Genomic DNA, 23,353 nt, shown 5'->3' on the forward strand with positions numbered 1-23,353 from the left:
AAGAATTGTAAGGTCTTTTATTCCGAACGCTGATAAAGAAGCATAATAATCAGAAAAATAAGGGCTATGATAGGCACGCTAAAAACTATAAGAGATACATACCGCGGCGTCAAACAAACAAAAAACGCAATTTGCAGTTTAAATACATATCTAAGGGTTTCCATTAAAATATAAGACAAAAACGGACAAAGAGGCGAAAATAAAAATAAGCGTTTATTTAACCGCCTGCCCGGAGAAACTCTAAAGCGCCAAGTCAATATAAGAGCAAGTAAAGAAACTATCAACAATAAAAGAGGTTCAGTCAAGCGGTATAGTACCTCGCTCAAATAGGCTTCCTTTTTTAAACCGTACTTTTCGGCTATCAAACTAAAATAGTACAAATCGGATATCTTCATAGCCGAAGGGCCGCTTATAGACTTTTCAATTAAAAGAAAATCGGTCATGGTCATGGGAAGTAAAATATTATGAGCATTTTCCCTTGGAAGTTCTCCGGACAAAACCTTGGGATAAACGGTATTTTCTTCAGAATATCTATCAACCGAACAAATCTGAAGCATTAACCTGTTTTTTCCTTCATCGTCTACAACTTCTATAAGTTTTGCATAAGGAATAATTATAGACCATTTTTCGGCATTGGATATTCCTAAACGTGTATATGAAACATTCATAAGATATATTTCATTACGTAAAGTGGAACTTCCATGAGAGATTCCATGTATTTTTATTACGGCAGATTCATGGCTATGCTCTCCCACGGTAAAAATTATATCCCCCCTCATTATAAAGTTGGGAATATTTTTAAGCTCATCGGTAAAAAATATATTTTTTTCAAGCTCAACCCTAGATAGCATTAAAAACCGTTCAACCTCAGGATCTTTTTGATCAGGATTTGAAGTCCGCATAGACGAATCAATTTGTAAGAAGGAATAATAAGCCCTTATATAATCGCCTCTCTGTAAAGCTTCATAGGCTGCCTTTTTACTTTTATATAAGGCAATAGAGGGAGCATCTTTATATGAAGCCAAGCCTTTTTCAACTTCGGCCCAAGCCCGCACCGCAAGATTTTCTGCATCAATTTTTAAAGGATTACCATCCTGAAAAGTTTGCATAGCAAGTTTTGCATAATAATGAGCCGTATAAAAATCGAATGCTAAAGCTGCTCTTTCCGCTCTTTTTAAGGCAGCTTCGGCAGTCAGATTGCTAGCATTATCTTCCACCGAAAGGGTTTTCTTTAAAACAGAATCGGTGCTATCAATGGAAAGTTTTTCTTTGGCAATCTTAATCTTTTCATTCAATTTAATCGCCTCTTCCGACTGAGGCCATATGCTTAAAGCCCTTCCGATATGATCTCCGGCTTGACTATAGTCATTCCTGTCATAGGCTTCTTTTGCAAGTTTAGTATATTCTTTATGTGTAAGGGTTTGATAAACGGCTCGCGATTGGTTCTCCATTAAAATAGGTTTAACAACCTCGGCCAAAACCACATAGAAAGATAAAATAACAAGAGAAAAAATAAAAAAATGCTGAATAAAGCGAATCATAGCAGATGACCGCCTCTGCATTTTTGCCGGTCCGAATTTCCCGAAAATAACAGGATAGGCAAAGATTAATGCAGACGTATAGATAAAGGGAAAATAAAAAATAAACAACAATATCGATTCACGAATTTTCCATGAAAATAAAGACACCGGCAGAACGGTTTCTTTTATGGGCATAAAAAAAACATAAACAAAGGAAGCAACCAGACCAAGTAAAAAGTGAACAAAAAGGTAAGGAAAAAATCTTGAAATTTTATGCATCAATATCCGCCTCTCTAAAGTCCCCTAGGGTATCGGGAATGAAGGTATCAAATTCTTCTTTTATTTTCTTGCCTTTTTTAGGCTTAACGGGTTTCGGCATTTTAATTTTGGGAGGCTTAGGTTTCTTCACTTTAGGGACCTTTATTTTTTGTTTTTTAATCTTTTGTTTTTTCGGCATTTTTTTTGCACGCCTTACAAGCAGCAATATCGATGTATAAATAAAAAACACTAAGGCTGAAAGACAAAACAAAATAGGCCTTATCCAAAACCTCGGAATTGTAAAAGGAAGTATATCCTCTATACTCAGCATAAAATCATCGGTTCGTATATAACTATAAGCATAAAGTATTAAGATTAATAAAAGCGGTAAAAGAGTATAATTAACTATTTTCCATTCCGTTACTGTTGTAAATACCCAAAGAGAAAATATCAGCAAAAAAATCGAACCCGAAAAAATAAGATAGGATGTGTAAGAAATTTTATACTGTTCATATATATCATGCACAAATGGGCATACTATGCCGCTTGCGGCCTGCACAAAGCCAGGCTGTTCTATAAAAGTTTCCAGATGCTTATCATCAATTAACACCTTCTCTTTTGAGTTAAAGGCCTGATTTATTTTTTCTCCCTGAGAATATACAAGCGGAATAATTAAAGCAAAAAATACCGCAAATGATATAAACAAGGCTAAAAAAGACAGTCTCCGCTTTTCGTAATGTCTCATCATAAAAACATAGACTGCGAATATCGAAATAATACAGGCTATGGGAAGTATCAGATACAGGCAATATAAAAAGGCAGAGAAAAACATGCCCGATGCATCTCCATACATCAGAGACTGCCAAATTCCCACCGATACGGAAAATGCTAAAACAGTTAAGGCAAAATTCGAGATAAACACTAAAGGTACAAGCAGCCAATTTTTCATACAAAACTCATTTTATCATAAAACAGGCGATATAACAAGGTGCAAGTAACTTAAACATAAAATTACAGAAAAACTTTCCGTTATCTTAGCAGCCTCAGCGGGTCTTCTTTTTTATTACTTTTTTTACCCTTGATTTTTCCCCATCCTTCTTTTCAGTACTTTGTCCCTTGGAAGCACGAGGCTTTACAGGCTTATCGCTTTTTTCGGCAGCCTTTTTTGCATCACTGACCTTCTTCGCCTTAGCCTTCGCTTTTTCTTTTCTGTTTTTTTCGATAAATTCTATGCATTTATCCAGCCCCTGCAAAAAAGGCCTCATTTCATCTTCAAAAACAACAACGGCATGGCGGTCAAAGCCAAGCCCCTCGGAAACCTTGCTTTCGACAACCTGTAAAAAAACATCGCCCTTTGTATTTTCTTTAACATTAAAAAAATAAGTCCGGTTTTCCGCCGAAACCTGAGTCGTAAAAAGTTCACCTCTAATTCCCATAATTTTCTCCAATAAAAACTTTTTGCAGCAAATATTAATTTGCGAAAAAAGTTTTTTCAGGTAGTTTTGCTATGCAAAACTACATACAATAACACGATGTTTTGTGCGCCCAGCACAAAACTCGAAGATAAACATGGAGGCTTGTATTTCAAGCCGTAATGTTTATCGAATCTCCAATAATAATTCTTTCTAAACTATGCGCCTAAATCGGCACGCCTTACCATTTCACCCTGCCATTCAACCAAGTATTTTTCATCTTCAAGCGATAAGCCCTTTATATCGGCCATTATTCTGAATATCGGCTCCGTTCCAGAACCCCTCATCCAGATAAAACCTACAGGTTCATCTTTTGAATTATAAAACTGAATTTTAAGGCCGCCCTTACCCGAAACCGAAAAATCTTTAAGGTCTTCAGTATGTCTTGTTCCGTTATTTGAAAAACTGCGGTACCTTACAATACCGAATCTGCTTTTAAGTTCATCTTTCTTTTTAGCCCATTCTTCTTCAAATATTTTTTGATACTTGCCCTTTAGAATAGCATGATCCTCAGTACGTATTTTTAAAATAGCTCTTTGTTCTCCGGTGGGAGTTGTTGTATATTGAGGTAAGGTTTTTAAAATATCGGTCAAGGTAAAATCGGGTTTATATTTATCCATTTGCTTTGACTTTTCGCACCAAATATGGAATAGCCCTTTTTTTATAAATTCCGTTTTTATTAAAAGGAGCTTTAAAATTGCAAAAATAGTATTTATAGGATCCCTTACCTTGGCAGGGTGGGTAATGTTTCCTCCGTTCGACCCCTCTCCTAAAATTCTAACATTATAATTTTTTTTCCGCAATTCGGCAGCTAAATTAACCACATTAGCCTCACCTACTTCAGCCCTAAAAACTTCGGCACCAAAACAGGCTGCCGTTTCCTCAATCCGCAAAGAAGTAGGACCGTTTACGGCAATAGCGGGCTTTTTATTTTCTCTCTTACAATAGAAAGAATAAGCCGTTTCTGCAATCACCGAAAGAGCAAATACTTCTTGGGCTTCAAGAGGAACAGCCTTATTAAGCTCCTCATTCCAATAGATAATATTTCCGCGGTCGCCATCACAATCGGGCATATAACCTAAAAAGCAATTTTTATCCAACAGGCTTGCATCCGGATCCAAGTGAAGATGTTCTATCTTTTTTGCACAAAAATCCAGATTAGCTCCTTCAGGCAATATCCCGTGTACGATATTTCCGGGTACTTCGTTTATACCGATTAACGCTATTTCATTGTCCGTAAAAAACTGTCTGTCAATGGATGCAGCTCTTGCACTTCCGTTAAAATCGGCAACTATAGAAATAGGATGACCTTCTTTTTTTGCAGCAGTAACCGCCTTTTTTAACTTATCAAAAAATTTGTTTTGTGTTTTGGGATCAGCCGAATTTGTAATTACAGCCTTAGAATAATTATAATAAGCATCCAAGGCTTCTTTTTTTATGTAGACAGTCTGCATTTGTATTTCTTGTAATTTTTTTAGATTAAAATCATGTAAGATTTTTAAAGCAGTATCTTCGGCATCATCTGCTTTAAGCCTTTCTTTAAACATGTTGATTAAAATTTTAGCTTGATCTCCGTCAAGAACGCCCCCGGAGTCCAAACCGAATTTAAGGCCGTTATGTCCTATCGGGTTATGACTGGCGGAAATATAAGCAAAGGCCGCACCTATAGATTTTGAATAAGCCATAATTTCGGGAGCAGCCGTACAGCCTACAACCTTTAAATCATAAGAAGTTGAAATAAGAGTTTTTATAAAAACTTCTTCGATAGCAGAACCTGTAGGGCGGCTGTCCCTGCCGATTACTATGGTTTCGATATTTGGAAAATTTGTCTGTAAAAATTCTGAAAAGGCTAAGGCCGCATGGCATAATAGTATGGAATCTTCATATTTTATATCAGGACTTCCGTCTTCTTCTTTTCCTGAGTCGGCAAAAACCTTCCTCCAGCCTGAGGCGGATAATATCATTTTGGATAATTCGTTATTTATATCGACGTTGTTTGTGTCTTTCAATTAACAATACCTCTTGTTTTACCTTAAGAATTTTTTAAGTTATTTTTTCTCGCAGTACTATTGTATCTATTTCTTCGATTTTTTGAAAGTCTTCGGTCATCTTGGAAATATCCAGCTTTTTAGGAACATTTATAAAAAGAACGACCTTAGAATGTTCCTTGGACGATTTTGATGAGCGGACATTTGTGGACACAATAGATGCAGAGTAATCCGATAAAACATTTATTATCTCCGTCATTGGAGGTTTATTTCCGTGAAAATATATTTCTAAGAATTTATTTTGCCTTACAGGAAAAATTTTAAGTTCAAGTCTGTTTACAAGGGAAAGGGTTAGCAGGGAAATAACCGTCATCACTATTCCGGCAGTATACAGCCCGCTTCCTATAGCCAAGCCTATTCCTGCAATTACCCATATTGAAGCCGCTGTTGTGAGTCCTTTTACATTGGCTCCTATCTTTAAAATAGCTCCGGCACCTAAAAAACCCATACCTGAAACAACCTGAGCAGCTATTCTGGCCGTATCTCCATTACCGCTCATTTTGGGAAGCCAGATGGATATTATCATCATCCCGCAGGCACCTACGCAAATTAAGATATGAGTGCGTAAGCCCGCTACCTGCCTTTTACCGGAACGCTCCATACCTATACAACAACCGGCTAAAAAACTTAAAAGTAAACGAATAATAATTATTTTGTCTGTTAAAGCTCCGGCATCCATAAAAAATCCTTATGACGGTCATTGTAGGTTTTAAAGTTTTGCCCTGAGGGGGACTTGAACCCCCATGCCGTTAAGCACTAGTACCTGAAACTAGCGTGTCTACCAATTCCACCATCGGGGCAAACGAAAGTTCATTATAGCAAAAAAAGAGGAGAGTGTCAATTATATTGAATTTAATTTGAATTTAATAATTTTAAGGTCTAATTTTTTTCTTTTGTTTTAGTTTTCGGACATACTCTTTTTCTCCCTCATTTAAAGCTTCAAATGAATCATAAGCTCGCCCGTCTTTTGCGTATGGAGTTACTGCAACTACATAATTACCGGCAAGGGGTTTATGTTTTATAAGGGGGCCTGAAAGTTTTATCATACGCAAAGGAAGAGTTCTATTCCATACAGCGACAGATTCATCATAATTCAGTTTTACCGTTTCACTATCTTCAAAATCAAGCTCAAAACATACATCAACTATTGCATTATTAGCAAGTTCACCCATATACCTTGTATACAATTTATAGTTATTGTCAGATACTTTTATAATTTTCAATACTTTATATCTATCCCACATTTCCTGTACATATAAAGATTCATCATCATAAACATCAATTTGAATAAGAGTTCTAAATGTATCCGTAATACCCGGACCCCAAGAAAATTCGGTCTCGACCCAAAATAGAAATCCTTTTCGGTCTTTTTCCATATATGTACCAAGAATATTTTCAATATCATGCTCTGAAACATTATAATTATTTGCATATTTTATATATGTCAATTTTTCGCAATATACTTCAAAAACAATAAGACATATAAATACAAAATATAAAATATTTTTTTTCATTTTATCACACCAATAATTATTCTTTTTTGCTCAAACTTCCGTCCGAGAAAGGTAATTAAACCCGGCGAATAAAGGTTAAGTTTTGGTTTTAATCTTTTTCTAATACATCATTAAGCGGTGGAAAGACAATCCGACAGAACAGCTTTGCCTTGAAGCTGCATTGGTTGTAGTCCATTCCCAAAATTTATTATAGTTTCTCTATCTCTTCTTTGCTAAGACCGGTCATTTGTATGATAAAGTCAACTTCACAATTTGCTTTTTTCATAAGATTTGCCGTTTCGAGAGCTTTTTGGTGCGCACCTTTATCAATACCTTGGCGATAACCTTCACTTATACATGATGCTCTATCGTGTTCATATTTCATACGGGAATCATATAGCCATTTATCTCTAGGACTCATTTCCATTACATAAATAGCGGTATTTGCTTTTTTCATTATCTCTGAATTTTCTGCTAACACTTCTCTCACCTCCGGATTATCAGTTTCGATAAATTTCAGCCAGTTTAATAAGCGTTTTGTTTTATTATTTTTATATTGACCTTCCTTTAAGAGCCTTGCCTTTTCAAGGTTCAATATATGAATCTCAAGTTTTGAAACTAAAGGCTCTTTTGTGTCTTGTTCTAAAACAAGATACTTGTTGTGCAAACGCTTATTTTTATCAAAGCCTTTTCCTATCAAGTTTATTGTAATACACTTTGGCAGTTTTGTATAGTCTTGACCTTGTTTTATGGCTTCATTGTACATTTTAGACCAATAATATAAGGTTCTTTCAGGAAAATCAAAATGCCAACTGTTTTGAATTTCAATGTCGACAAAGGTTCCATCTTTTAGCCTTAACTTGATGTCCAAGATACCTAGCTTTTCACTTAAAAGCTCTTTATGAAACTCCTTATCCAAAAGTTCCAAGCCCGCGATTGTTTCAGGCGGAATGTCTAGGATACATTCCAGTAAGTCCTGTAGAACATCTTTGTTTTCCTCTACTCCGAAGACTCGTTTAAAAGCGTAGTCGTTGCGGAGGGTGATTTTAAATAGTTTTTCCATAATTAAGCCTCGTTGATAATTATTTAAAAGAAGAAAAACTTTTCCCCTTTCATAATTATTATAGAAATTGTTTGCAATAAATAGTAAAATTTTAATCCTAATAAATCTGTTGACCTAAGCTAAAAATTATTGTATAGTCAAAACATGAACAAAGCATTAAAAATATTACAGGAGAGGGGCTTTATCCAGCAATGTACCGATTTGCAAGCCCTTTCCGATAGAATGGACAAGGGGCAAATCGCCTTTTACACAGGTATCGACCCGACAGGGCTCAGCTTACACATAGGGCACATGGTTCCGATTTTTGCCTTAAAGCATCTATGCCGTGAGGGACACAAGGGAGTCGTTTTAGTCGGCGGGGGCACTTCGCGAATAGGAGACCCGTCGGGAAAAACAGAAATGCGTAAGATGCTTTCTTATGATGAACTCGATAAAAATGCGGCCTCAATTCAAAACCAGATTGAAAAATTTTTAGCGGAAGATATTAAGAATGTACGCTTTGTCAACAACAAGGATTGGCTTGCCGATTTAAACTACATCGATTTTTTACGAGATATAGGTTCTCATTTTTCGGTCAACAAAATGCTCAGCTTTGAAGCCTACAAAAAAAGAATGGAAACAGGGCTTTCCTTTTTGGAATTCAATTATCAGCTTTTGCAAAGCTATGACTTTTTAATGCTCAATCAAAACTACAATGTCGAACTCCAAATAGGCGGTGATGACCAGTGGGGAAACATGGTTGCAGGAAGCGACCTTATCCGCAGAAAAGGAGGCGGCGAGGTTTTTGCCCTCACCTTCTCGCTGGTTACAAGAGCCGACGGCCAAAAAATGGGAAAGAGCGAAAAGGGAGCTCTCTTCTTGGATCCGTCCCTTGTTTCTCCCTACGATTTTTTCCAATATTGGAGAAACACAGCCGATGCCGATGTCGAAAAGTTTATGCTGCTTTTTACATTCCTTCCTATAGAAGAAATAAAATCGGTTTGTGCAGGGGACATAAACAAGGCTAAGGAAAGGTTAGCCTTTGAAGTTACAGCCCTTATTCACGGAAAAGAAGAAGCGGAAAAAGCCTTGGAAGGAGCAAGGGCGGCTTTTTCAGGCGGAGGAAATAAGGAAGCCATGCCCACGGCAAATTTGAGTCTTTCAAAATTAAATGAGGGCATCGGTGTTCTAGATCTCTTTGCCGAAGCCGGACTAGCCTCCACCAAAAGCGATGCCCGCCGCCTTGTCGAGCAGGGAGGAGCTTTTATAAACGAAGAAAAAATTTCTGAAATCAAGGCTATAATCGGAAAAGAAAAACTCGACAAGGACAAGGAGATGATTTTGCGTGCCGGTAAAAAACGATTTATGAGGATAATTTTCAGCTAAAAGGATTAATCTCTAAAATCTGATGTTTTTAGAGGTTCTATAAAATTCGATGCTTTTAGCGAGACCCTCAATAATCTCTGAGCGAATCTATCTCTTCGGCAGAAAGCTCGCGGTATTCTCCGGTCTTCAAGTTCTCATCTAAAACAATTGAACCGACTGCAATACGGCGCAGGTAACAAAGTTCGTTCCCTGCGCTTAAGCACATTTTTTTTACTTGATGGAATTTTCCCTCGGTTATGTGCATTAAAAATCCGCTTCTAAAAGAACCGGTTTTGTTTTCGCATTTTTCGAATTTTGCAGGAAGGCACTTATAACCGTTTTTTAACACAATTCCTTTTTCAAACTCTTCGCAGTAAGTTCTAAACTCTTCATCGGAGGGCTCTCGGCTTAACTCCAGATAATAAGTCTTTACCGTTCCCGACTTAGGCGAGGTAATCTTGTGGGTAATCTCGCCGTCATCGGTAATAATCAAAAGGCCTTCGGTGTCTATATCCAGCCGGCCGATAGGAAATAGCTTCATCCTGTCAAAGGGAGCTTTTATATAATCCATTACGGTTTTATGCTCGGGATCGCTTGTCGAAGTTACACAGCCTTGAGGCTTATTAAACATAAGATAAACATTTGTCCTCAACACAAGAGGCTCCCCGTCTATAGTTATTTTATTTAGGTCAGTGTCTAAAATAAAGGAAGGGGAAACAATACGCACCCCGTCTACGCAGCAGTTTTTTTTACGTATCATTTTTTTTACATCACTTCGAGAGCCTAAACCGCTGAGGGCCAATATTCTATCCAAACGGGTTTTCAATGTTTTTCAAAGCTCCTTAAAGGGCTGCTCCCTAAGGAGCCGCAAGCTTCTTTATTTAAATCTTTACCTAAAATAGAATCGATACAATTTTTTATTCCATTCTCCTTGTCTCTAAGGAGGGCGGTAATACAGGGGCGGCCTATTAAAATTTCTTCAACTCCCAAGGAAGAAGCTGCCATAAAATCTCCTCTTTTCCGTAAGCCGCCGTCAGCCCAAACTTCGCCTGAATATTTTTTTATCTCTTTTAAATGAGAGTGAGCAAATGCGGCAACGCTCCCCCTATCGGTTTCGATACGGCCGCCGTGATTTGAAATTATGGCAATGTCGGGTTTTAGCTCCTTCACAACTTCAATATCATAGGAGGAAAAAATACCCTTAACGGCAAAGGGGAGCTTTGCATATTTTTTTAAAGCAGCCAAATCTTTTGCAGTCTTTTTTTCAAGGTGAACAAGATTCCGCATAGTTACAATATTATAAGCATCCGTATCTACCCCGATAATTTCCGCCGCCTCCATTGAGGTCTCAATTCTTTCAAAAAGCTTCATCTGAGGATATGGTTTTAAAAAGACTGCACCTTTTTTTTTAACATCCTTTAAGGCTTCTATCCCTGAAAAAAGTTTTAAGTCGGGATAGCCGTCCCCAATGCTTAAAGCTAGGCCGGCCTTAACCGATGCCCTTATAAGGTCAAAATAAAATTGCCTTTCGTCCTCATAGCCGATATTTTCTATGGCCCCCGTCATAGGAGCAAGACGGAGCCTCGGCATAGGATAGGAATCAGATGTATAATAATTTTTCCACTCGGCACAGTTTAAAATAAAATTAGCACTTTCAAAGACTCCGCCCATTCCGGGAAGCTCTCCTATGCAGGCTTTTCCGTTACATACCTTGCATAATCGGCACTTATATTTTTTGTTCACACTCATTTTATTTTCTCATTTTATTTTTGACGATAAAACCAAAAGTTTTTCTTTAATATAAATTTCGGCTTGAACTTTTTTTGCATTTCCGGATTCATTTTGAGAAGAAAACCTAAGCTCTCCTCCCGTATAAATACCGGTCTGCAACGAAGACGATAATTTGTTTCCGTTATCATCCAAAAAAATAAAGTTTACTCTTACCAAAGCTCCGTCTTTTTCTTCACTCTCTTTTAAGCTTTCTAAAAATTTAAGGTTTTCACTCAAACGCAAATTTGCCAAGGCCCTATCTTGATAAATAAAGGACTTTAGCTCAGTTTTTATTCCATAAATACGACCGCTATTTCTGTCGGAACGGGTAATAAAAAAGGCTATGTTAATACTTACAAGAACAACTATAACAAAAAATACAGACCTTAAGCCTCGATTTTCGGTTACACTTTTTATAAAACTTCTTTTTCTTACAAAATCAGGATCGTGTAACTGCCTGACCTTTTCTGAGGCATTTTTAATTCTATCTTCCCTATTATAGCGGGTAAAAACTTCACAGGAAGAAGAATCCCTTGTTTCAAATAAATCATCACTCATTATTTATCCCCGATAATTTTATCGGCACGCCACCATACAATTAAGGCCTTGTCTTCTCGGGCAAGAATGGCCGAAATAATTCCCTTAGAGGAAACATGGAAAGTATTATAAAATGTTTCATCGTTTGAAACAATCAAATCTTTTTTATATTTTTTTTGAGATTTTAAATTCATCATTTCAAGAGCATATCCTTTAGTAGTAGGAGTCAACAAGTAACACCAATTACTTTCCGTAATACCCATCATCTCATAAACCTTTTTAAAGGTAAAAGTTTCGGTTCCAGATGTTTCAATTTCCTCATAAGCATCTATATCCATTTTTTTATCATACTTACCCGTTTTGATATTTAAAAAATATAAACAGCTTTTATCGTAACTTACTCCAAGGTTTGCCCTCGTTGCAGCATCCTTTTCTTCAAGATAGTAATCAATTTTAATATATAAATAAAGCTCATCAAAATCGGGAATTATCTTATCTATCGAAGAAAATATTTTATTAGAACTTTCATATGGATTAGGCACTGCATTAAAAAAGATAGGTATCTTATATAACAAGTCGCCCTTGTTATTATACCAATAAATTTTTAAACTTGTCTGTGTTCGGCAAACGACTATTATATCGTTGGAAGAATTCGTATGAATCCCCTCAATAGACGGAAAAGGCGTTCCGCCAAAACCTTCCTGCCCCAGATAATCTATAAAAGTTCCGTTTTCATCGAAATGCAGGATTATATCCCTTAGGGCCAAATTTTCCTCATGATCGTACTCGATTCTTTCATCCAAAACGGAATCTACAACAAAAAGATGCTTGGAAGAGTTTACGGTTAAAAGAGCAGGATGATTAAAGGGATATTTTACAGCGCCCCTTGTAGTCGCCTTAACATCCTGAGAATCGTTTTGCATAAAAGAAGGCTCCATGTTCGAGTCGGGGTTATAAAAAAAGGTAAGCAAGTCTCCGAATGACGAAAGCTTTAATATTTTTTGTCCGCCCGAATTAACTATGTAGAATATACCTTCTTTCATCAAAATCTGTGTGTCAGGACGTGAATAGGTACTGTTCAAATTAAAAAGATTGAGCTCGTTTTCAAAAAGCCCGTAATTAAGGCTGAACTTTTCTTCTCTCTCAAGCTCTAAAGGAGTTTCGCGTCCGCAGCCGAATAAAAGGCCGATAAAAACTACAAGCAATATTTTTTTTAGATTTTTCATCTTAATTTTAACCTCTAAATTTGTAAACTCATTTTAGAATATTCTCCGATATAACCGCTTCTCATTTTTTTTGCACTCCTGCGGCTGATCGGAAAATAATTTTTAAATTTCCATGAAAGAACAAGGGCCAAAAGATCTTTTTCCAAGATTTCTTTTAAGGCGCTGATATCATTCTTATCGGAAACACAACAAAGAGCACCGCTTTCATTTATCAAAACAGAAGAGCGGTTTTTTAAAGCATCTACAATTTCCGTGCTCATCTCTTCAGCTCGGCTTTCAAAAAAAGGAAACAAAAAAACGTTTTCGCCGGCAATCTGAGCAAAATCATCCAAAAAAGCCGGTATGCAGTTATCTATGTTCATTTTTTTTGAAACAAAAAGAGCCGCAGGAAGAGAACTTTGTTCTATAAAATTAACATCCGGGTAGGTATCGTATATGCACCGATGTAAGTCGGCTTGAAAATCAAAAAGGCCTTCAATTATATTTCCGGATTTTATATCCATCTTGCAAACGGTAATATCGGTACTTTTATCGTAAACAGTGCATGAATCGCCCTCTCGGCAGCTTGCGTAAAAATTAATCAAAGGCTGCAAGGCTTTTCTTTCATATCGCCGGTAAGCAAGGGCCAGACCCGGAACTTCAGCAAAAATCAAATTACGGCAAAGCTCTTCCAGAGCCTCGGCTTGGGCAAAAGCTTCCGCCGCATCAGCACCGAAACAGACGGTCCCATGTTGAGCCATAATTATTGCCCCGGCAGGTTTTTTTAAGCATTTTACAATATGGCGGGCTATTCTTTTTGTTCCGGCAGAAGCATACCTTGCCACAGGAACCGATTCCCCTAAGATGGAACTAAGATCCTCATTTTCAACAGGTATGGAAGAAAAACAGCCCGAAACGGCAGAGGCAAATTTTTGATGTGTATGGATTATAAACTTTATATTTTGATCGGCTTTGTAAAGACTTGCATGAACAAACCTCTCTGAAGAAGGCTTGACAGGCCCGGAAGTTTCAGGCCTATTGATTTTAAGAACAACTATATGCTCAGGTTTTAAATTCTCATAACCATAGCCTGAAGGAGTGATAGCAAAAGTATCGGCATCTATACGCACGCTGACATTTCCCCATGTACGTACCGTCAGACCGGACGTTAAAAGCTTCTTTCCCGTCTCTATTATAATACTTTTTGCTTCATCAAGGGTCATCAGCTCTAGCTCACAACCTCGTTGATCTCTCTTAATATAGCATTAAAATCTATGGGCTTCCTAAAGAAGGAATCAGCACCCAAATCTTTCATCTGCTTTTCTAAAGATTCGTCATCCAGTCCTGTAATAACAATTATATAAGGCTGTCCGAAAAAAGGATCGGTTTTTATTTTTTTGCATATTTCCTTGCCGTTGACTCCGGGAAGGTCTATATCCAAAATCACAAAGCCCGGTTTATGCTTTACAAGTTGAGTTCCTGCATCAAAACCGTCAAGGGATTTGAATACAGTCAAGTTAGGAAGATTTTTGTTTAAAAATGAAGCAATAGCCTCATTTAAAACCGCGTCATCATCTATAACTATGATAGAATTCCAATGAGCATCTTCCACTGAATCCTGTAATTCGGGAGGAACCTTCATTCCTCTTTCTTTTATAAAGAGGAGCAAGTCTTCATAATATACCCTATATTGTCCGCCCGGCGTATTAAACGCTTTTAAATAGCCGTTTCTAATCCAGTTAATGGCTGTCTGATTTACAACTCCGCAGATATTTGCAACTTCAAGAGCGGAGTACATTTTAACTCGTCTTCTACTTTCGCTTTTACCCATAGTATACGAATGAAACAAACCTTAAAAAGAGTCGGTTATGTTTTCAAGTTCCTCCAAACATATATTCACAGTACTAACGGAAAAACCCAGTCTATACATTTTACGCATCAACCGAGGTTTATCCACCCCATTTATCAGCTGTTTTTTCAAAGCTTTTCGGCAAATATCTTCTTCCGAATGCTCCAAAAAAAACTCATCAAGCACATCTTTCACAATTTTAAAGCTTACTCCTCTTATCGTAAGCTCGGAGGCCAATCTATTACGGCCTTCTTTTTTACTTATAGCTCTGGTATTAAGCCAAGCTCTGGCAAACCGTTCATCATCAAGCAATCCTATCCTCACAAGATAGTCGAGTGCCGGATTAATTTCAAAAGCTAAAAAGCCTTTTTTTTTGAGCTTCAATTCCAACTGAAATCTGGAATGTTCAGCTCTGTATAAATAGGCCGCAGCGGTACACTCAGCCTCATAAATTCTTACCGCATTAAGCAGTGCCTCGAGCGATTCATCGCTTATAGGGCAGCCGCATTCAGCAACAAGGCCGTCAAAGTCATCTTCATCAAAATAATCAGGCCGTGTTACAAAAGACACTCCTTCAGAATTGATGATTTTCACCAAATCTGAAGAAGTGCTGCATATATCCGCAATAGAAAAAGGATTAACGCTTGCTGAACTGGAATCTTCGTCTTGCACCGCGCTGACCGAATTTTTTTCGTTCAACCATTCGTGAATCACGTGTAAGCAATCCGTTAGCCTTTAAGGATGCATGATTTGATGCATCTACTTGGGCCAAAGCTCTTGCAATTCCGTGAGAGCACGCACCGGCTTGGCCTGTAAGACCTCCGCCTCGTACAGTGATTATAATATCATACTTAGATTCACCTGCAGTAACCATTAATGGTTCTTTTGCTTTTTGGACTTGTTCCGGAGTGGCAAAATATTCGTTAATGTCTCTATCATTGACCGTTAACTGACCTTTTCCATCCCGAATGTATACTCGCGCCACTGAAGTTTTTCGTCGGCCTGTTCCCATTCCAATATTTTTCACTTTACGCTCCTTATACTTCAACCGCTATGGGGTTTTGTGCTTGGTGAGGATGTTCGGGGCCTGCATAGACCTTAACATTCGTTAAAAGTTTTCTTCCAAGGGGTCCCTTAGGAAGCATACCTTTAATTGCAATCATCAAGGGTTCAGCCGGTTTTTTAGCGATTAAGCCGTTAAAGTTGATAGACTTTAAACCGCCTACATAACCGGAGTGAGTATAGTACATCTTATCTTTAGCCTTATTTCCTGTTACGGCTACTTTTTCGGCATTAATAATAACGACATAATCACCGATTTCCTGATGAGGTGCAAAACTTACCTTGTGTTTTCCTCTCAGCATAGCTGCAGTTTTAGCAGCAACGCGACCAAGCGGCTTCCCGGCGGCATCAATAACGTACCAAGAGCGCGGCGCTTCATGTTCTTTAAAAAAAATAGTTTTCATTTAATGTATACCTTCTACAAACAATATATGCAGATAATGTGGGTTCTGATATTATAACTAAATATAGAATAAGTGTCAATAACTTAAGGCTATAACAATTATTCGGCTTTATTTTCGGCAGCCTTCATAGCTGCTTCTTCTTTTCTTGCATCTTGCTTATCTTTAATATCGGCAATTCCGATAAATACGGAAATAAGGCCGACAAAGGCTGCAAAAATAGGTAAACCGCCTCTTAAGAATAAGAGAATATCCTGTCCCCAAGCCAAGCCCATGGGGAGGGCTGCAATAACCGTAAAAGCGATTAAAACAATACCAATAATAAGTGCTAGCATTTAAAGCCTCCTATTTAAGTGTTCATTATTACATATTTAAACATTTTCGTCAACTGGAGTGTCCGTACTCAATGTGCTCATACTCCAAAAAATAGGCAAAATATTGAAATATCGGCAAAATAGGCCGGATATCTCTATTCCTCAGGGAGCGAAGTAAAATTCGGCAATATTTTTAGAGATTCTCTATAAATCTTTAAAAATTTAAATATAAAATCTTGCATTATTTACAATACTGGTGTAAACTATTTATAGGACATAATATAAAGTGTATTTTTTAGGAGGAAAAAAATGAAAGATAAAGAAATAGTTGTTGCAAAACCTGCTGCAAAAAAAGAATTGGCTACACGAAATAGTGTATCGGAAGATAAGATTTTTTCAATGGGGAAGAAGCTTCTTATTCTTTTTGCGGCAATAGTTATTATTTCCGTATCAACGCAGGGAATAATAGGAGCAGTTATGTCAAAAAGGGCTATTCTTGAAAAGGTAGAAATACATTTAAAGGACAAGGCCTCAGACACTGCCGATCTGATCGATTCAATGGTTAACTCTTTTTTGAATTTTGTTTCGAGTGCTTCCAGAGCATCCGAGTTAAGAGATATAAACGCACCCTACTCAGACAAGATAGCCTATTTAAAAAAAGAAGCGGCTTTTAATCCCAGAATAATAGAGTTTTCAATAACGGATATAAATGGGAAATGTCACGCACTTGACGGACGGATATTTGATGTAAATGATAGAGAATGGTTTAGAAGAGCTTTAGCAGGAGAGCAATTCGTAAGCGAGCCCTACGGTTCAAAAGCCGAAGGAACACTGGTAAATACCATCGCGGTTCCCGTATATGACTATGAAAATAACATAATCGGTGTACTCGCAGCAGATACACCGGGAACAAAGCTTTCAGAAGACATAGACCATATCACTGTCGGAAGAAGCGGATATTGTTTTATTTTGGGAAAAACAGGAAATGCCGTAGCTCACCGCAACAGAGAGCTAGTTCTGAATCAAGATAATTTTCAAGAAAGTGCTAAAACAAATCCTGCATTAATATCAATTGCAAATTTTGCAAAACAGGCAATGCAGTCAAACAAACCATCCATAGGTTATTACACTTTTAATGGAGAAAAAAATATCGGCTCCTATGCTATTATGAAATCTACAGGCTGGATGGTTGTAATAAGGGCTCCTGTCAACGATTTTTTGGACACAGTAGCAAGTTTGCAATACATGATGGTTGTAACAGGGTTTAGTCTTTTGGGTATCGCTCTAATATCGACATTCTTTGTGACACGCAAAATGATCTTGCCTCTGCAAAAAGTTGTTCTGGCTTTAAAAGATATTTCCCAAGGTGAAGGCGATCTAACGGTAAGATTGCCTGTAACAAGCAATGATGAAGTTACTCTACTGTCAAAATATTTTAACCAGACTATTGAGAAAATAGGCAATTCCATTAAATCGGTCGGAACAAATACAAACAGCATGCAGTTTATAGGAGATGAACTAGCAAGTAATATGACTGAAACGGCAAGCGCCGTAGAAGAGATCAACTCAAACATCGACAACATAAAAGATCAGGCCTTAACTCAAGCCGCAAGCGTAACCGAAACGGCAGCAACAGTTGAGGAAATCATACGCACAATAAAACAGCTTAACAATAGCATAGAAACACAGGCAGCAAGCGTCGCCGAATCATCTTCGTCTATTGAACAAATGGTTGCAAATATTGCGTCGATTACACAAACCCTGGGTAAAAGCGATAATATTATAAGGGAATTGGCCGATGCTACAGCGGAGGGAAAAGATAATGTTTCTACGGCAAACAATGTAACCCAAAAAATAGCCGAAGAATCGGGAAGTTTGATGGAAGCTTCCAATGTTATACAGCATATTGCAAGCCAAACAAACCTCTTGGCGATGAATGCGGCAATTGAGGCGGCACATGCAGGGGAAGCCGGAAAAGGCTTTGCAGTAGTAGCTGACGAAATAAGAAAGCTTGCAGAAGAATCAAGTGCCCAAGGAAAAAGCATTACCTCTACCCTTAAAAACCTTTCGGGAGAGATAGAGGTCTTGGCTGAATCGGCTAGAACCGTTGAAGGAAAATTCAACTCAATCTTCACCCTTGCAGAAAATGTAAAAGAGATGAGTAACAGCATCATGGAAGCAATGAGTGAACAGGAAAACGGCAGTAAAGAAGTCTTAAGTGCAATCCGAAACATTAACACTGTAACGCAGGAAGTCAAACAAGGTTCATCAGAGATGTTAAAAGGAGGAGAAGGTATTGCCAAAGAAATGAATAAACTTGACGAATTAACGCGTACAATTACCAACCGCATGAACGAAATGGCATCAGGAGCATTACAAATAAATAATGCAGTTCAAGAAGTTCAAGGTATAACCCAAAAGAATAAAGAAAGTATAGAAGGATTGGCAGATGAGGTAATGAAATTTAAGGTTTAGCATAAAATTAAAAATCATCAAGTAATAAAGTTATGAGTTTTACCCATCTTTAAAAATTAAGGATGGGTATTTTTTTAACCTATTTTCCCGGAAAGGGATTATAACTTACATTGTAGTCATAAACATCTATCTGTTCATGTTTTTTTACAAAGGCAACTATCTTGTAAGTGAAAGGCGTAAATATAACTTCGATAAATGTTTTAAAAAGATAGTTTGAAAAAGCCATTATAATAAGAACATCTATACTGTAAAGGCCTAGAAAAGAAACGGCTACAAAAACGGCACTGTCCAAAAATTCTCCAACCAATGTCGAGCTTATAGTTCTAAGCCATAAGTACTTGCCCTTTGTTATTACTTTTAACTTAGACAAAACGACCGAGTTGGAATACTCTCCAATAAAATAACCGAAAAGGCTGCCGGCGCAAATGCGGGGCATCTGTAAAAGAATATTATCAAAGTCTTTTTGAAATATCCACTCAGCTTCGGCAGGAAGAACACTTATAAGCCAGATATTCAGGCTCATAATAAGAAGCATAAAAAAACCGGCCCAAATAACCTTTCTTGAAGCCCTATAACCATAGACTTCAGCTAAAACATCTCCAAAAATATAAGAAAAAGGAAAAAGAAGAGTGCCTCCGTCAAAAACGAAGGGTCCAAGCTGTACCATCTTTGCCGCAAGAATATTCGACAAAACCAAAACGCCTACAAAGAGTCCGGAAATTACCGGCAAGAAATTCGTTTTCTTAATGGAGTCCGTTTCAAGGACTCCTTGATTTAATTGTGAATTTTCCATGGCAGCGATACTAACACAAAGAGAAAAAAAAGGGAATAAGGTTTCAGCTAATTTATTTTAAGAAGCAAGAGGCGGAGTTTCAGGATCCGTATCAGGTTCAAATTCCGGATTGTTAGAATATCTTTCAAGCATGAGAATTTTAGAAATTGCAGCAGGTAAAGCATTCCTAAGCGGAAGGGTATGAGACGCCTGTTCAGTCATAAAACACAATATCCGCGAAGAAAAATCGCTCATAACCGGAGGCAGTGTACCAAAAGTATTGAGCAAATCTTCTTGTGAGTATTGTTTAATCGTTGAAGAAGAAAGATTCTTATCCATAGAAACTAAATATTTACACGGGCGCCAGCGTACGGATCTGTCTTTGCCGTGATCTCCGGAATAACCGAAAAGGCGGCATATTAAACAACGGCCTTCATATACGGTACAATGATAAGGATTATCGATATCGAATAGGAGGCATCCGTTTTTTTTATCTAAAACATTTTCATTAAAACGGCCTTCCAGTATTTGCAAAGCCCGTTCTCTTTGATGAAAGAGAAGCCAGGAGGCAAGATAAAGAGCCTCAACCTCATAAACATCCGGTTCAAAATGAACACAGCAGGCTCCGCACCCGTCTATACACTTAATAGGACATTTTAACATCCACTCTTTCTCAGCTTCTTCAATTTCTTTATAGACCTTATCCAAAAGCAAAATCATTTCGGCTGTTTTTGTTCCTTTAAAACTTTCGACTTCTTTTTCCATTTTTATCTAAGCCCTGCACTTTTCAAAAAGTTTAAGATAATATTCAGTATCTTTTTTTGATTCAATAATCAGGGCATTATCTTCTACGCTGCCCAAAACAGCATTCCTTTCTTGAGGATTTAGGTAAGTTATATCCCTAAAATGATTATTATAATCCTTATTTTTTGTATAGAATATTTGTTCTTCAATATATTTTCTTATTGCGGCTGCCTTGTCTAAAAGTTTATTCCAAAGGGCCGTATCTATCTTTTTAACATTCATAAGCCTGCAAAGAACAGCATAAGCATTTTCAGCCTTATCAACAACATAAGAACAATTCGCTTTGTCATAGGCAGCATGAATTTTCTCCCATGTGTTAAGTTTTCCTGATTTTATGTCTTCTTTAATTGAATTTAGTTTTTTTTCGGGGATTAACTGACCGCCCATATTTACCCAGTTAAAATCAAACTCCTTTGAAGGTTTAAACTCTTCAATACTCATTCCAATATTATCTACACCCTTATCAAAATACTCGGCTAAAGTTGTAACTCCATACCATATCAGCATATCTTGATAAGCCTCATAAGATTCTACAGCCTTGATTATTTTTACCGTGCGGTTAGACCTTTCAATATTATCACCTTTTACAAAAAGATTCTTTGCCTCATCTTTTTTATCCTTGAGAATTTCATCTATGCTTAAAGGTTTATTCCCGGCCTCAATCCAAGCTGCACATATCCATTTTTCGAGAAGATTACGGGCATTTAAAATTTCGGCAGCTGTATCGGGAGCAAGATAGGCGGTTTCAATGTGCTGGGTCTTTGTTATTCTTTTATCCCGTTTTAAGAATTTTTTATTGTTGCGTTCAAGAGCATACATATTGTACATCCAATAATAGGCCGGCATAATTTCAAGTCTATCCTTGTGGGGATCATTTAAAACCAAACTAAAAGGAAATGGAATATCAAGCTCTGCAGGATAGTTTGCCTTTGCCAAAATAACAAATGAAGCAAAACGGCAATTATGTTTTAGAGTTGAAGAAAGCCCCGGCCAAAATCCGCGTCCTGCGATAATTTCGCCATCGTTTCCTCTTGTGTTGTGATTGGAACCTACAGTAGCCCCTGCAGCCATATTGGACTGCCCTTGAATCATAGCTGCAACCAAAAAAGAGTTATTGTGATGCTGTTCATGGTACGGGAAGATAAGAGCATTGAGAACTTCGCAGCAGGAAATGGTAGAGTTATCGCCGACTATGGAATGAATGAGCCGAGTACCGTATTTTAATTCGCAGTTATTGCCGAGAACAAAACGGACAGCCTTTACTCCATAAAACACTCTGGAACCCAAGCCTATTATACCGTTTACAAGCTCTACTCCCTCCCCTATCTGCGAGGGCTCTTCAGCAGTTGATTTTATAGTCAAGTTTTTAAGTTTATTTGCTCCCTTCACATATACCGAAGAACCGAAATTAACGTCCTTTATGATACGGCAGCTCTTTATTGCGGAATCGGAACCAACCTCACCGTAATAACCTCTTTTTGAGTCTTTAGAATTTTGAGTTATTTCTTCAAACTTTTTTATAAGAGCGGCGTCATCCCTATACCTTGCCCATAAGAAGGCATCCGCCGTAATCATATCATAAAAGGGGTAAACTTCCCTTCCGCCGGCCTCATTGAGTGTATCTATCGTTACCCGAACCTTTTCATCTTCTCCGTCTTTTACAAGACCTTCTCCGAATTTTGAATGGTCGGTCGTACACATTTCATCAATACGGCTCAAAATAACCCTGTCGCCTATGATATAATGTGAAAGATAGGCACAATAATGGATTGCACAATTTTCGCCTATATCGCAGGAAATAATTTTACTGTTTGTAATACCTACAGGAACCGTAAAATCATGATATTTTAAGTAAAAATTTTGAGTTGAAGCAATGCGGACCAAACCGGCAAAAAGACTGTTTGTTATCAAATCGGTATCAAAGGGGTCTTCAACCAAAACCATCGACCAATCCGTACTGGAATTTCCGTTTTTTATCAGACGCTCAATTTCTTCCGAATCCAATTGACGGTACTTATGTTTTTGGTGATTAGTTTGATTAAATCTTATATAATACTCGTCTTTACCGGCCGGTAAATATCTACCATCAATAAAATCATAACCGAAATCTTCGGATTTTATTATCTGCATTTTAGCCATAGGATTCTCCAGATTAAGCGTTTGTAAAAACACAAAGAAAAGTTAACGTTACAAAATAACTATAAGGACATCTATCGGCAAAGCCGGTAAGCATCTCTCACCGGCTCATAAAAATAGGCTTTAAAACCGATTATTTTCCATGTGGTAAAAACGGAATCAAAGATTGAGCAACCGCATGAATAGGCATTGTCTGTACAATTATTTTTCCGGGACCGGTAACTTTCGTGTTAAATAATCCCTCTCCGCCGAAAAGGATATTTTTTACACCTTTTATCATCTCTACTTCCATCTTACAGGTTTCTTCCATTGCTGCAAGATATCCCGTATCTAAAAGCATTGTTTCTCCGGCACCCAAAGTATACTCTACTGCAGAACCGTCAATTTCAAGAAAAACCGTTCCGTTGCCTGAAAGTTTTTGCATTATAAAACCTTCACCGCCGAAAAATCCTGCACCCAGCTTTTTCTGAAAATGAATCGAAAGGTCAACGCCCTCAGTTGAAGCTAAAAAAGCGGTTTTTTGTGCAATCAGAGAAGAACCCGAAGTGATTTCAAATGCTTTTATAGCACCGGGGAACCTTGAAGCAAAAGAGATTTCTCCATCGGTAGTTGCCGTGTATTTATTTAAAAATAAACTTTCTCCCGAAAACATCCTTCCGAGGGCTTTACCGACTCCGCCGGCAGAGGTTTCCATAGAAATCCCTGAACTCATCCATGCCATTCCGCCGGATTGAGTTATCATTTTCTCCCCCGCTCTAAGTTTACAAACAACGGCAGGAAAAGCATCTCCAATAATTTTGTATTCCATAAAAAAACTCCTTAAAAAAAGA

General features: G+C 37.6%; 23 protein-coding genes and 1 tRNA gene. 2 read left to right on the forward strand and 22 right to left on the reverse strand.

Going from position 1 to position 23,353, the window contains the following annotated elements; all coding sequences use genetic code 11:
• Positions 1–17: 17 nt before the first annotated feature.
• From E4N80_RS08515 to E4N80_RS08550, 8 genes are all read right to left on the reverse strand, one after another.
• Positions 18–1,799 carry a hypothetical protein gene (locus E4N80_RS08515; protein ID WP_253698836.1) on the reverse strand — a complete coding sequence of 594 codons (1,782 nt, stop codon included), beginning with the start codon at positions 1,797–1,799 and terminating at the stop codon, positions 18–20.
• The gene (locus E4N80_RS08520; RefSeq protein ID WP_253698837.1) at positions 1,792–2,727 is read right to left on the reverse strand and encodes a hypothetical protein; all 936 of its coding nucleotides are present in this window, start codon (positions 2,725–2,727) and stop codon (positions 1,792–1,794) included. The genes E4N80_RS08515 and E4N80_RS08520 overlap by 8 nt, the downstream gene beginning before the upstream one ends.
• A 94-nt stretch (positions 2,728–2,821) precedes the next feature.
• On the reverse strand, positions 2,822–3,214 hold the full coding sequence (locus E4N80_RS08525) for a PUR family DNA/RNA-binding protein (RefSeq protein WP_253698839.1): 393 nt from the start codon (positions 3,212–3,214) through the stop codon (positions 2,822–2,824).
• 194 nt (positions 3,215–3,408) lie between these two features.
• The gene (locus tag E4N80_RS08530; protein ID WP_253698840.1) at positions 3,409–5,259 is read right to left on the reverse strand and encodes a phosphoglucomutase; all 1,851 of its coding nucleotides are present in this window, start codon (positions 5,257–5,259) and stop codon (positions 3,409–3,411) included.
• Between the two features lie 34 nt (positions 5,260–5,293).
• Positions 5,294–5,977, reverse strand: coding sequence for an MgtC/SapB family protein (locus E4N80_RS08535; RefSeq protein ID WP_253698842.1), 684 nt, complete (start codon positions 5,975–5,977; stop codon positions 5,294–5,296).
• 39 nt (positions 5,978–6,016) lie between these two features.
• A tRNA-Leu gene (locus E4N80_RS08540) sits at positions 6,017–6,098 on the reverse strand.
• A 72-nt stretch (positions 6,099–6,170) separates the two neighbouring features.
• Positions 6,171–6,812: a hypothetical protein gene (locus E4N80_RS08545; RefSeq protein ID WP_253698843.1), complete on the reverse strand. Its 642-nt coding sequence runs from the start codon at positions 6,810–6,812 to the stop codon at positions 6,171–6,173.
• 187 nt (positions 6,813–6,999) lie between these two features.
• Positions 7,000–7,854, reverse strand: coding sequence for an Rpn family recombination-promoting nuclease/putative transposase (locus tag E4N80_RS08550; RefSeq protein WP_253698845.1), 855 nt, complete (start codon positions 7,852–7,854; stop codon positions 7,000–7,002).
• A 144-nt stretch (positions 7,855–7,998) separates the two neighbouring features.
• On the opposite strand from E4N80_RS08550, the gene tyrS reads away from it, so the two are divergent.
• The gene (gene tyrS, locus E4N80_RS08555; RefSeq protein WP_253698846.1) at positions 7,999–9,219 is read left to right on the forward strand and encodes a tyrosine--tRNA ligase; all 1,221 of its coding nucleotides are present in this window, start codon (positions 7,999–8,001) and stop codon (positions 9,217–9,219) included.
• Between the two features lie 67 nt (positions 9,220–9,286).
• Here the strand turns inward: tyrS and E4N80_RS08560 are convergent, their stop codons facing one another.
• From E4N80_RS08560 to E4N80_RS08605, 10 genes are all read right to left on the reverse strand, one after another.
• Complete coding sequence (locus E4N80_RS08560) at positions 9,287–10,024, reverse strand: 16S rRNA pseudouridine(516) synthase (RefSeq protein WP_253698848.1); 738 nt, start codon at positions 10,022–10,024, stop codon at positions 9,287–9,289.
• A complete protein-coding gene (locus E4N80_RS08565; RefSeq protein ID WP_253698850.1) occupies positions 10,021–10,947 on the reverse strand; it encodes an alpha-hydroxy-acid oxidizing protein in 927 nt (308 codons plus the stop codon). The genes E4N80_RS08560 and E4N80_RS08565 overlap by 4 nt, the downstream gene beginning before the upstream one ends.
• Before the next feature lie 9 nt (positions 10,948–10,956).
• Complete coding sequence (locus tag E4N80_RS08570) at positions 10,957–11,529, reverse strand: hypothetical protein (RefSeq protein ID WP_366797295.1); 573 nt, start codon at positions 11,527–11,529, stop codon at positions 10,957–10,959.
• Positions 11,526–12,731, reverse strand: a complete 1,206-nt coding sequence (locus E4N80_RS08575; RefSeq protein ID WP_253698852.1) for an LIC_12708 family protein — start codon at positions 12,729–12,731, stop codon at positions 11,526–11,528. Before E4N80_RS08575 ends, E4N80_RS08570 begins: the two co-directional genes overlap by 4 nt.
• Before the next feature lie 14 nt (positions 12,732–12,745).
• Positions 12,746–13,933: a class II aldolase/adducin family protein gene (locus E4N80_RS08580; RefSeq protein WP_253698854.1), complete on the reverse strand. Its 1,188-nt coding sequence runs from the start codon at positions 13,931–13,933 to the stop codon at positions 12,746–12,748.
• A 5-nt stretch (positions 13,934–13,938) separates the two neighbouring features.
• Complete coding sequence (locus E4N80_RS08585) at positions 13,939–14,508, reverse strand: response regulator (RefSeq protein ID WP_253698856.1); 570 nt, start codon at positions 14,506–14,508, stop codon at positions 13,939–13,941.
• A 54-nt stretch (positions 14,509–14,562) separates the two neighbouring features.
• Entirely contained in the window at positions 14,563–15,231 is a 669-nt protein-coding gene (gene recX / locus E4N80_RS08590; RefSeq protein WP_366797296.1) for a recombination regulator RecX, read from the reverse strand.
• Positions 15,197–15,586, reverse strand: a complete 390-nt coding sequence (rpsI, locus tag E4N80_RS08595; RefSeq protein ID WP_253698859.1) for a 30S ribosomal protein S9 — start codon at positions 15,584–15,586, stop codon at positions 15,197–15,199. Before rpsI ends, recX begins: the two co-directional genes overlap by 35 nt.
• A gap of 10 nt (positions 15,587–15,596) precedes the next feature.
• Positions 15,597–16,025, reverse strand: coding sequence for a 50S ribosomal protein L13 (gene rplM, locus E4N80_RS08600; RefSeq protein WP_253698861.1), 429 nt, complete (start codon positions 16,023–16,025; stop codon positions 15,597–15,599).
• Between the two features lie 98 nt (positions 16,026–16,123).
• Positions 16,124–16,357, reverse strand: coding sequence for a hypothetical protein (locus E4N80_RS08605; RefSeq protein WP_002670146.1), 234 nt, complete (start codon positions 16,355–16,357; stop codon positions 16,124–16,126).
• A 288-nt stretch (positions 16,358–16,645) separates the two neighbouring features.
• Between E4N80_RS08605 and E4N80_RS08610 the strand changes: the two genes are divergently transcribed.
• Positions 16,646–18,811 (forward strand): methyl-accepting chemotaxis protein, encoded by a 2,166-nt coding sequence (locus E4N80_RS08610; RefSeq protein WP_253698863.1) that lies wholly within the window; start codon positions 16,646–16,648, stop codon positions 18,809–18,811.
• A gap of 79 nt (positions 18,812–18,890) precedes the next feature.
• On the opposite strand, the gene E4N80_RS08615 is transcribed toward E4N80_RS08610, so the two are convergent.
• The 4 genes from E4N80_RS08615 to E4N80_RS08630 all read right to left on the reverse strand — a co-directional run bounded on the left by E4N80_RS08615 (position 18,891) and on the right by E4N80_RS08630 (position 23,331).
• Entirely contained in the window at positions 18,891–19,604 is a 714-nt protein-coding gene (locus tag E4N80_RS08615) for a queuosine precursor transporter (protein ID WP_253698864.1), read from the reverse strand.
• Between the two features lie 57 nt (positions 19,605–19,661).
• Positions 19,662–20,348: a YkgJ family cysteine cluster protein gene (locus tag E4N80_RS08620; RefSeq protein WP_253698866.1), complete on the reverse strand. Its 687-nt coding sequence runs from the start codon at positions 20,346–20,348 to the stop codon at positions 19,662–19,664.
• 6 nt (positions 20,349–20,354) lie between these two features.
• The gene (locus E4N80_RS08625) at positions 20,355–22,526 is read right to left on the reverse strand and encodes a DUF4954 family protein (RefSeq protein ID WP_253698868.1); all 2,172 of its coding nucleotides are present in this window, start codon (positions 22,524–22,526) and stop codon (positions 20,355–20,357) included.
• A 130-nt stretch (positions 22,527–22,656) separates the two neighbouring features.
• Entirely contained in the window at positions 22,657–23,331 is a 675-nt protein-coding gene (locus tag E4N80_RS08630) for a TIGR00266 family protein (protein ID WP_253698870.1), read from the reverse strand.
• Positions 23,332–23,353: the final 22 nt, after the last annotated feature.

It is taken from the genome of Treponema denticola (genome assembly GCF_024181605.1).
GTDB lineage: Bacteria > Spirochaetota > Spirochaetia > Treponematales > Treponemataceae > Treponema_B > Treponema_B denticola_B.